The sequence below is a fragment of the Methanosarcina spelaei genome, assembly GCF_002287235.1.
Classification (GTDB): Archaea; Halobacteriota; Methanosarcinia; order Methanosarcinales; family Methanosarcinaceae; genus Methanosarcina; species Methanosarcina spelaei.
Map to the genome: position 1 here is coordinate 1 of NZ_LMVP01000069.1, position 10794 is coordinate 10794.

Genomic DNA, 10794 nt, shown 5'->3' on the forward strand with positions numbered 1-10794 from the left:
GGCCCGAAGCATACCCCATCCTTTAGGGTGGGGTGGCCGCACGCAATTTGATTTTGCTTCAAAAAATTCTTTTTTCATTTGAAAACTAATAAGAACATTAACTTTTTCTTTATATTAAATTTTTATTTTTTTATCCAAATGAGTTTCAAGGTAAAAATGGGTTTATATTAACTTATTGCTTTTGAAACAGTCAAGAATTACACCATAAAATAATTTCTATTTTTATTAATAAATATGGAAATAATAGGTATGGAAATAGTGAATAAGTAACTGAAAGTGATGGAAAAAAGTGATGACAAGAAGTTTTTTCAGTAAATTCTATTGAAAATAAGAGGTGAATGCCCTAGAAATCCAGAGCGTTCAAAACATTCGTTTTAAGCTTCTCAGGTACGTCTTCTTCCCAGAATGCCTGCAACTACGAGAAAGCCTGCTATGGCAAGAACAGGGCCGAACCCGGGAGTATCTTCAGATTCTTCATCTTGCGCCATAACTGAGGAATCATTTTTTTCCTGATTTGAGTCCGTTTTCCCTTCCGGCTGCTCGCTGCTACCTTCAAGAGAAATTGGTACTCCTACATAAACAACAGGAGTATCCGAAATAACTTCTCCTGAGTATTCATCAAGGTCGAGAAAACTTGCTTTGCATGCAGGCAGACGAATTTCCCCTTCTTTATGCATCTGCAGGATATAACTTACTGTTTTTGAATCACCATTGCTTTCGAGAATTTGCTTGAAACTGGTTTCCCCGCTTATTAGTTTAGCTTCCGGAGGTACGGTGTCGGTTACTGTCACACTTGAACCAACATTTCCGGTGTTTCTTACAGTGATCGTTACAGTCAGTTTATCTCCTGAATTCAGTTGCTGACGGTCAATGGTTTTTGTGACTGAAATTTCTGGTCCGTAAATTTTTATATTTTCCGAGTTATTGGAACCCGCTTCCCCATTCTGCCCGTTTGGCAGGGTAAAGTTAGCCGTCGCTTTTGGGAAGGTGAATTCTCCTGGTTTATCAGGAATCAGGGTGTACTCAAAAACTTTTTCAGTTAATTCTCCAGATTTAAGGGAAAGGGTCTTCTCGAGCACCATGTCTTTCTGAAGGTGCGTTTCTGGAGCCACCGAATCCTTAAGTATAATATTATCCAGGTCACACAGTCCTTCGTTCCGGACGTTAACCGAGACACGGATAGGTTTTCCCATATGATTATTTTTTGTAATAACTTTTGAAATAACGAGACCCCATTTTTTTTCTATTTTTATGACTTTGAAGCCTATGTCTTCATACTTCTCATCCCTTACGTCCTCGCAGGTAACTTTTGCAGTTACATTAAGGTCAGTATCTTCCCACGGTTTGGGAGCTTTCAACGTAAGGTTTACAGGTTCAAGAGTTTCGTCTTTAAAGACTTGACCAAACGTGTATTTTGTTTTTCCTTTAAGAACTTCCATTCCGGCTGTGTCTATAGTTAGAATGGTGTTTTCAGCTTTTGCATCTCCTTCATTTTTAATCTTTATCGAGACATCGATTGCGCTGTCCCCGGTAGATTTCGAGTCATATGTATCTTTTTTAGTTTCAACTTCTATGTCAAATCTTGGTTCTCCTTTTATAAGGATATCCAGTTTAGCATAAGGGTTCCAGTTTCCGGTTTTGAATTTCTTTCCGTTTTTCTCGATAGTCTCATAATTAGGGTCCACTTCCTGGGCATAAACCTTTATCCTGTCATCATATACGACTTCCAGGCCTACGGAAAGTGGAGAAGTCTTCAGTTTTTCTCCGTCTTTAGAGATTGAAATAAAAACCTGGTTGTCATCGTTGAAATCTTCTGCCTTTATATCATAGCCATTAACTGTTACCGTATCCCCCCAGTACAGTGTTGTTCCATCCTGTTTCTCTACCCACTCGATGTCTTCTTCCGCAAAAGCAGTTACTGAAAAAGCCGAAACGAAGAAAACGGCAAGTAATGCCATCAGTGCAAGCTTCTTAGCCATAATCATCTTCCTTGAATTTGATATCTTTTACTTAATCTACGCACTGGAAGCATGCATTTTGAGTTCCTGAAATGGCTACAGCTCTTTAAATTTACGACTATAAATTATACATAATTAATAAATGTCTATTTACTATTGAATCAGCCGTATTTTACTACTCTATGCATCGGTTTTGCCCCAGCACTCCCTTATGATTTGCATTTTTCTAATTTTATTAATTTAGTAGCTCTAATTTCATTACACGATAAGAACTTTTACTAAACTCTATAAATTATCTTGGTATAAGGTATTTAATTTTTTGTACTGTTTTCCTCTCTAATAAACTTCTTATATCAGAGTTGTTTTCTTTTTAAGGCTGTGTATCCTAAAGAATCAGGAAAGGAAGTCTCATAAGTCTCATAATTTAATCAAAAAATAGTAATTCCTTCCGATATCGGAGGTTTTTCATGGAACTTATAAAGGTCGTAGAAATTCTCGAAGAAATCGCACCGCCTGAACTTGCTGAAGATTTTGATGAAGGCCGGATCGGACTAATTCTCAACCTGGAAAATAATATAGAAAGAATTGCAGTTGCTCTCGATGCCAATTCTTATGTGCTTAAGAAAGCTACAGAAATGGAAGCAAATCTTCTGGTTACCCATCATACCCTCATCTTCCATCCGATAAACAAAGTCTCAAAATCCCTTGCTGAATCCCTCAGGCTTGCTCTTGATAACGGAATATCCCTTTACAGCATGCATACAAACTATGATAGGGCTGAAGGGGGCATTAATAATGTGCTTGCTGCAAGGCTTGGACTAAAGAATCTCGAAAATGTGGAAACTGGCAGAATAGGAGAGGTCGAACCCTGTACTTCGGCTGAACTGGCGTCTCATGTTTCGGAGACCTTGCAAACTCCTGTAATATATGTTGGGGAAAAAGAGGAAATAAGGAGGGTAATGGTCATTGGTGGCAGTGGCTTTACTACTGAGTTCCTTGAAATTGCAAGGGCAAATAGAGTCGATGCTTTCATATCTTCCGAACTTAAGCATAACATTATCCGTGAGTATGAGGAACTCTGTCTTATTGATGCTACTCATTATGCCACGGAAAATCCAGGTATGGAGGCTTTATGTTCCAGGCTGCGTGAAATTTCCGGGCTCGAAGTGGAGTTTATTGAACAGCCTTCAGGAATCAAGGTAGTTGATAAAACCTGAACATCTTTCAAGATTCTGGCTCAATAATGAAAGGTCCAAAAAATCCTGATTAAAATAACGCTCTAATTTAAAACAATGTTTTAGTTTAAGATAACACTCTAACTTAAACTAATATTTAACTAAAATAATTCTTAATCCTGCTAGTGTCGAGTCAAACACAAAATGTCGTATAAAATCGAGTGCAGTTATTAGGAATCATTGAATCCTTGACAATTGACTTGATACTAGTAATATTTAATTAAACTAATATTCTAAAAGATAATTGAGAATAAACTTAAATGAAAGTGTAGATTACAGCAAAATGTATATGTATATTATCTAAGTGAACCAGGGATGATTTTAGTATGACAGAGAAAAAGAGTCAAAGTATATCGGGTTTAGAGGAAAAGGATATAAATATAGAGAAAAATATTAAAGAAGATTCCCTGGAATCAATGCTTGAAGAACAGTTAAGAAATCAGGTTCGTTCGGATTATCGGCGCAGTTTGGGCAATGAATATCGTAGAAGATACATGGAGTAAACCAACATTTAATGAGTTCTGAGTGGATTTCCTTTTCTAATGAATCGCGTTTATAATTTTTATACATTATCTCTTCTCTCTTTTATTCAGTTTATCTAACACTTATTAACGTTTCGGTTTAACCCGATCTATACTCTTTAATGCTTATTGACTTAGCTGATATCCATTTTCATAGCTTTGTTTCTGGACCTGGTTTCAATTGCATTCAAATAGCTATCAATATGTTTGCGTACTACCTGCACTTCTTCGATTTCTGATATTGAATACAGAATTGTCTTAAGATAACCACGTTCTCTAAGAAGGCTAAAAGCCTCAGGAAAATTAATGTCAAAAATCCAGCTCAGGCGAAGGAGTTTAATATCATTCAGATTTTTGGCATCTACAAGCTTTGCCATTCTGTTATTCAGGATATCAACAACTATTTTTTCCGAACATCCGGGCGTATCGGGCATATCGAATTCAAGAGCTGGGTTCCTGAATTCCTCTTCTTTTTCGTAGTCTTCACTAACAAGCTTCAGGATATCCAGTTTATCGGCATCCCGAATCAATTTCAAATAAAAGAGGAATTCACTGGAAGTTTCTGTGCATTCGGGAATTGCCATGCAATTATGATATTCCACAGCTTTAAGAATTAAATCTTTCTCTTTCTGAGATAGAATGGTAAGAATTTCGGCATTTTCCAGTATTTTTACCCCAAGTAGGGCATGATTTTCAGATTCCAGGTCATTGAACGTTCTGTATTTCGTAAACTGCTCAAAACGACCCAAATCATGAAATAAAGCTATTGTTTCGGCCAGCCTGGAGCCTTTTTTCTCCAAGTTTTCAGCTTTAGCGAGTAAGAGTATGTTTTCACAGACTCTTGACGTATGTTCGATTTTCAAATCAATATTTTCCTGAATAAAAGCTTCCGGAGAGGAAAATTGGTCTACGTAATCCAGAAACCATTTTTTGAAGAAATCCAGTTCTTCCTTCTGCATGCTTTTGCAATAGGAGTTCCAATGTATAATCTTTTCGTATATCTACTGGGACTTTGAGATATATCTCTATCAATGACTGTATTTTTATCATTAATTCTATTTTACTGTCAAAAATCTTATTTTACTGTCGGAATGTTTTCTATTTTACGATTTATTCTTTCTGTAACAATAATATACTGCGTTAAGTATACTAACAATTCAGAGGGTCTTTTTATGCTGCACAAATTTTATATGGGATAACTTCTAAAATTAAGTTGTAATGCATATGACTGACTTTTGATACTAACTAAATTATTCATTGGGGGAGCAAAAATATATTATCTAGTTACTTTTATTCTTTAATCACTCACGCTTATGTAGGTATAGAAACCGTACAGAACAGTGAATACAGTGACAGTGTGAGACTCTTTGTGAAAAGTCTCCACAAGAACTCATTAGAATAAACCGGGGTATTTAATGAGCTCAGTTAGAAAAGGTAATTTGATTGTCAGTTCTTATATTCTCCTTGCTTTAATGTTATATTTCTTTTCAGGTTTTTTACCTGTGGCAGGAGCCATCACAGGTCAGGAACTGGCTGTAGAATATGATGAAAAAACTAATGTGACCGATGTTAATGAAAAGACTGAAGTAAGTCCTGATCTCTCTGAGATAATGGCACAGCGCCCAGCTTCTGTAGAAGGTCTTATTGACAAGGGGAATACGCTATACTCCCTTAAAAAATATCAACTATCTATGAACTGCTATAATGAAGCACTTAAGATTGATTCTAATTCCTCTTTGGCCTGGTACGGAAAAGGACGTTCTCTGGCCGAACTAGGAAAGAATGCCGAAGCAGTTAATTGTTATCATCAAGCTCTTTTGACCTTTCCGGTTTCTTCCGAAAACTGGTATGATAAGGGCAACAAACAGCTTGAGCTAAAAAAATATGTTGAGGCCGTTAACTGCTACGACAAAAGTTTTGCAGCCGATACCTATCTCGCCACAGTGTGGTATCGAAAAGCTCTTGCTTCTGAGCAGCTGGGTCTTGATCAGGAAACTCTGAACTCTTATGACAAATCTATTGAACTTAACTCCAATTCTTCCAACTCTCTGCGGATGAAGGGAATGGCTTACATCGGACTTGAGAAGTATCCTGAGGCAATTAAATGCTTTGACAGCGCTCTTAATATCACGCCTGACAATGGTGAACTCTGGTATCAAAAAGGAGTAGTTCTTGATAAGTCCGGTGATTACGAAACTGCAATAGATTGTTATGACAAGGCAATTTCTTTTAATCCGGATATTGTGGATGCCTGGTATAATAAAGGTATTAACCTTGAAAAAATGGCAATTTATGATGAGGCGCTTACTTGCTATGAATTTGTTCTTCTGTCAGAACCTGAAAATCTTGATGTTTTACAGAGGAAGGGTGTATGCCTTGAGAAGCTTGGAAGAAACGAAGAAGCTCTGAAATGCTATGATGAAGTTCTGGTTTACAATCCTGGTAATTCCGAGGCCTGGTATAGTAAAGGCTCTCTACTTAATAAAACAGGCCAATATGACGCTGCAATAGTGTGCTATGATAAAGCGCTTAACCCGGACACAGGGATTCAGGTTGAGGAAATCGGAAGTGATTCGCTTGAACAGCTAAGTGTTTACGAAGTTGCACTTCCGTCTTATCCGTTAAATCCTGAATTTAAGTCACCCACAGTTAAGATATGGTACGAGAAAGCCTTATCTTTTGATAAGCTTGAAAAGTACGATTCTGCGATTGAGTGTTATGATAAGGTTCTTGAAACCGAGTCCGAGCATGCTGTTGTCTGGTATATGAAAGGCATGGACCTTGAAAAGCTTGGCAAGTATGAAGAAGCAGTTGAATGCTATGATCAAGCTCTGAAACTGGACTACGGGTATGCTAAAGTATGGTACCAGAAAGGCTTAGACTCTTCAAGAATCAAAGACTACAAAGATGCAGTAGAAAGCTATGATAAAGCTCTCGATATTGAAGAAAACTATACACTTGCCTGGTCTGGTAAGGCTTTCGCCCTGGCGAAACTTGGAAAATGTGAAAGCTCGCTTATATGTTACAACAAAGTTCTTGAGGCTGTACCCAGCATTGCAGCTGCCTGGTACAATAAAGGGCTTGTTCTTGATGAACTCGGAAAGCATGAAGAAGCTTCAAAATGCTATAACCAGACTCTTATGATAGATCCCGAGTATTCGGCTGCACGCTTTAAGTTGAACAAAAGCATGGAACAGGACTCAATAACTCCAATATCAGAGCAAGTTAAAAACAATAGTACAGATGCCAATCCTGCCCAGGTGCTTTCTGGAGGTTTCTGGGCTTATCTTCTGAACTATGAATACATGAACTCAGAAGGCCGTGTCGAGCCTGCCGAAGATTTGAATCTTTTTAGCCCCGAGATCAGTTACGATACTGCATGGTCTGGAAAAGCCTCTATCTACAGTAAACTAGGAATGTACGACGATGCACTTACTTCTTATGATATGGTGCTTGCAATTAATCCTTCACGTGCCGAGGCCTGGTATGAAGAAGGCTTGATACTTGATAGGTTAAACAGAAGTGAAGAAGCTCTGGAATGCTACAAGAAAGCCCTGGATCTTGACCCACAGTCAAGTAGAGCCCTATATGGGATAGCCTCTACTGTAGGCGATCTTGGAAAGCTTGAAGAAGCAGTCAATTACTATGACCAGTTGCTTGCTCTAAACTCCAGCAATTCAGATGCCCTCCTTGGGAAAGGTCTTGCCCTCTCTAATCTGAGCAGGTATGATGAGGCAATCTCCTGTTACACTACACTTCTTAACTCTGAGCCTGAAAACATTGAGGCTCTCCGAAGTCGGGCTCTTGCTCTATCGAAATCCAATAAATCCGATGAAGCACTGTCAGATTACGATAGAATAATTAAGCTTCAGCCTGAAAACTCCTTGGTCATGGCCGAAAAAGCTTCTTTACTGGGAGCACTTGGCAGGTATGAGGAAACTGCCGCATGTTATGAGAGAATGCTTGAAATCTCGCCGGATGACAGGGAGATTATTTACAAACAGGGAAAAGCCCTGGAAAACAGCGGAGACTTTGAGGGAGCAGTAGGCTGTTATGACAGAATTCTTGAACTGGACCCTGGAAATGTGGACGCCTACAATAAAAAGGGCTTTGTGCTCTACAAGCTGGAAGAATACCAGCAAGCTATTGACTGTTACAATAAGGCTCTGGAATATAGTCCAGATAATGTTACAGCCTTGTATTTCCAGGGCTGCACCTATCTTACGTTAAGCAGCAATAAAGCATCTCTTAATTGTTTCAACAAAACAATAGGGCTTAAACCTGATTGTATTACAGCCTGGTATAACAAAGGATACATCCACAATATGATGGGAGAAACTGAAGAAGCAGTTACATGTTATGACAGGATCCTTGCAATTAACCCGAACTCAGCTTCAGCTCTTTACAACAAACGTTTTGCTCTTTACACTCTAAAGAAACTAGATGAGGCTGCTGTATGCAAGGCAAAACTGGACGAAATCGATCCTGGTTTTGTGGACGCTCTACAGAAAAGAGGAACTAAGTTCTTCCTTCCTGAGTATTATGACAGCACTCTGAGTTACTCTCTACCTTCAAGATGGTATGGAGGAGAAGAGAATATTTCAGGAAATGTAAGTGCAAACATGACTGAGCTTTCTCAATCAGGAAAGATAACTGATCCTTCCTACAGTCCGGAATACAATAGCAGTAACTATACTGAGCTTGATGAGGGACCGGAAAACGGGAACTATACTGAGCTTGATGATGGATCGGAAAACGGGAACTATACTGAGCTTGACGAGGGATGGAAAAGTGAAGACCCAGGTTACTGGTATGTTCCCGAACCTGATGAGGGAAGAGCAAATAGTAGTGAAGAGTGAAGTATTCCGGAATCCGGTTAAACTCGAATTCCGGAAAATTGAAACCCAGAAATCTTTTCCGGTATGCAGTCAAATGCATACTGGTACGATTTTCCTTTATATTTTTATGTTACTTGCCCTGGCTTATTAACTTTTTTCAGCTGGTCCATAACTTTTATTAACTTTTTCTTCTGACTTATTAACCCTCTCACTTCTGAAAATCAAATTCTTTATCCTGAAAGTTTTAAACTTCATGCCATCCTAACATTAGCATCCATGACAGACAATTCCAATGAGATCGAAGTAAAGCCTAAGGCTGATACCCATAGCTCGAGAGAAAGCAAGAATAAACCGGAAGATTATATCGAAAATCCAGATAACTCTGGTTCCGATCCTTCTTCTTTAAGGTCTGAAGTTCCATCTAATGTAGTCATAGTTCGGTATGGTGAACTTGCCCTTAAAAGTACAGGAGTCCGGAACTGGTATGAGAAAATTCTTATGAAGAATATTGCGGCAATGTTGGATTCTCGAGATATTCCATATTCCCAGATACGGCGGGAATGGGGCCGAATATTTATTGACACTACGGATTTCCATGTGGCTGAAGCAGCTGCTGATGTTTTTGGGATTGTCTCTACTTCTCCTGCATTGACGACTGAACCTACCCTTGAGAGTGCAGCCATTGTATGTGCTACCCTGGCTAAGGACCTGGTTTTAGAAGGCGAATCTTTTGCCGTAAGGGCCAGAAGAAGCGGAAATCATCCTTTTTCTTCAGTGGACATAGGCAGAACCTGCGGGGATGCCGTCTGGAGTGCTCTGGAAAATAAAGGGAAGCATCCCAGAGTTGACCTGAGTTCTCCTGATAAGGAAATTTTCGTGGAAATGCGGCAAAATTTTGCTTACATTTACCTGGAAACGTTTAATGGAGTTGGTGGTCTTCCTCTCGGCACCCAAGGAAGCATGGTTATTTTAATGTCCGGCGGGCTTGACTCCCCAGTTGCAGCCTGGCTTATGATGAAACGCGGAGTTATGATTATTCCCGTATACTGCAACACTTCACCCTATGCCGAGAATGCCGCAAGAGAACGCGCTTTTGAATGTATTCGTCAGCTCCAGAAGTGGGCTCCAGGGCATCAATTTACAACTTATGAGATTCCTCATGGTCCTAATCTCAAAGCCTTTATAGACATATGTAAACGAAAAAATACCTGTCTTCTCTGCAAACGCATGATGTACCGAGAAGCTTATGAGGTTATGAAAAAAGAAGGTGCAAGTGGAATTATTACCGGTTCTTCCCTGGGACAGGTAGCTTCCCAGACTGCTGCCAATATGTATGCTGAAATCTATCAGCTTGCTATCCCTATTTATCATCCTTTAATAGCTTTTGATAAAACAGAGATAATAGATATTGCCCGCAAAATCGGAACCTATGATATTTCAAGTCAACCCGCAGGCAGCTGCACTGCTGTGCCTGAGAAGCCTGAAATTGGAGCAAATTATGATCTTGTTGTACTTGAAGAACAAAAAATGGATGTCGAAACCATGGTTCTCAATGCTATGAAAGCAGCAAAGATTCTTAAATTCTGAAAAAGGTGATGACTCTTTATATTGTTTTTAGTAATTTCAATTAACTTTAATATCTTTAATTAACTTTAATACCTTCAATTAACTTTACCTTCAATTAAATTTACCTTCAATTAAATTTAATATCTTCAATTAAATTTAATATCTTCAATTAAATTTAATAACTTTTATCTTTAATTCTAAAAACTCTCTTATTTTTCTTTTTTGACCGGTTTTTAAGAAGAGCAGTCTCTATGTTTTTGCATAGGTCTTCTTCTTTGAAGGGCTTCGAAATATATCCCTCTGGATCTGTTAGCTTTGCTCGTTCAAGGGTCTCAAAATCCGTACAGGCAGTAAGGTAAATTATGGGTATTCCAAAGCGTGATTTAATAATTCGGGCAGCTTCAATTCCATCCATATCTCCTTTTAGCATAATATCCATTAAAACCAGGTCAGCGTTTGTAATCTCAGCTTCTTTTATTGCTTCTTCCCCTGAGACCGCAGTGCTAGGGACTGCATACCCCAGATTCTTCAGCCGAATTTTAATATTTAAAGCCACAATAGCCTGGTCTTCTACAACTAGAATTTTTGTTTTGTCCACTTTTTCGTCCATTTTTTCATCCATTTTTATTACAAGGGAGCGCAGAGGGTCACGAATACCCCAACCTTTAGGTTGGGG

7 protein-coding genes are annotated in these 10794 nt (G+C 38.7%); 4 read left to right on the top strand and 3 right to left on the bottom strand.

Annotated elements, in window-relative coordinates:
* Window positions 1-383: 383 nt before the first annotated feature.
* The gene (locus ASJ81_RS05300) at window positions 384-1979 is read right to left on the bottom strand and encodes a BatD family protein (RefSeq protein WP_095643579.1); all 1596 of its coding nucleotides are present in this window, start codon (window positions 1977-1979) and stop codon (window positions 384-386) included.
* A 446-nt stretch (window positions 1980-2425) separates the two neighbouring features.
* Here ASJ81_RS05300 and ASJ81_RS05305 point away from each other — a divergent pair, with 446 nt between their 5' ends.
* Entirely contained in the window at window positions 2426-3175 is a 750-nt protein-coding gene (locus ASJ81_RS05305; RefSeq protein WP_095643580.1) for a Nif3-like dinuclear metal center hexameric protein, read from the top strand.
* Between the two features lie 344 nt (window positions 3176-3519).
* Window positions 3520-3696: a hypothetical protein gene (locus ASJ81_RS22060; RefSeq protein ID WP_245859833.1), complete on the top strand. Its 177-nt coding sequence runs from the start codon at window positions 3520-3522 to the stop codon at window positions 3694-3696.
* Window positions 3697-3848: 152 nt separating this feature from the next.
* Here ASJ81_RS22060 and ASJ81_RS05310 read toward each other — a convergent pair whose 3' ends face one another.
* The gene (locus tag ASJ81_RS05310; RefSeq protein WP_095643581.1) at window positions 3849-4673 is read right to left on the bottom strand and encodes an HD domain-containing protein; all 825 of its coding nucleotides are present in this window, start codon (window positions 4671-4673) and stop codon (window positions 3849-3851) included.
* A gap of 456 nt (window positions 4674-5129) precedes the next feature.
* On the opposite strand from ASJ81_RS05310, the gene ASJ81_RS05315 reads away from it, so the two are divergent.
* Both ASJ81_RS05315 and thiI read left to right on the top strand, forming a co-directional pair.
* Window positions 5130-8573, top strand: a complete 3444-nt coding sequence (locus tag ASJ81_RS05315; RefSeq protein ID WP_095643582.1) for a tetratricopeptide repeat protein — start codon at window positions 5130-5132, stop codon at window positions 8571-8573.
* A gap of 255 nt (window positions 8574-8828) precedes the next feature.
* Entirely contained in the window at window positions 8829-10139 is a 1311-nt protein-coding gene (thiI, locus tag ASJ81_RS05320) for a tRNA uracil 4-sulfurtransferase ThiI (protein WP_245859835.1), read from the top strand.
* Window positions 10140-10293: 154 nt separating this feature from the next.
* Here the strand turns inward: thiI and ASJ81_RS05325 are convergent, their stop codons facing one another.
* A complete protein-coding gene (locus ASJ81_RS05325) occupies window positions 10294-10716 on the bottom strand; it encodes a response regulator (RefSeq protein ID WP_095643584.1) in 423 nt (140 codons plus the stop codon).
* Window positions 10717-10794 lie beyond the last annotated feature (78 nt).